Raw genomic sequence first — 443 nt, forward strand, 5'->3', positions numbered from 1 at the left:
CCAGATCCTCTCGCGAATACCGATCTTGATGATTCAGGTAATAATTGCAGGTACTCTCCAGCGTACCGACAATGCTGGCAGCGGCCAAGTCGGGATCAACGGCACGGCACAAGTTCTCCTCACACTGACCTTCCTCAATCATCCTTGCGAGAAAGTTTAAATAATTCCTTTTTAGCTCCTTTAACTCATCCAGGACATCCTGCTCGATGCCGTTCGAGATCTCATTAAACACGATGTGCGAGAAATGGCGGGATTCGAGAAACAGATCCAGATGATGGCGAATGGTGCGTTGCATCTTCTCCTTCATCGGCAGGGAGGAATTCAGATCTGCCTCTGTCCGCTGCATGATATCTTCGAAGCCCTGCTTCACCACCGTCTTGAAGAGCTGGGATTTACCCGGGAAGTTATAGTACAGAGTCCCTTTCGCGACCTGTGCGCGGGCG

1 protein-coding gene is annotated in these 443 nt (G+C 50.8%); it reads right to left on the reverse strand.

Translation table 11 applies throughout. From position 1 onward, the window contains the following. Positions 1-443 (reverse strand): TetR/AcrR family transcriptional regulator (locus tag ACPV3A_RS37815; protein WP_426205023.1); only part of this gene is annotated, 443 nt, incomplete at both ends.

This window comes from Paenibacillus sp. Dod16, from assembly GCF_049893405.1.
GTDB lineage: Bacteria > Bacillota > Bacilli > Paenibacillales > Paenibacillaceae > Paenibacillus_AQ.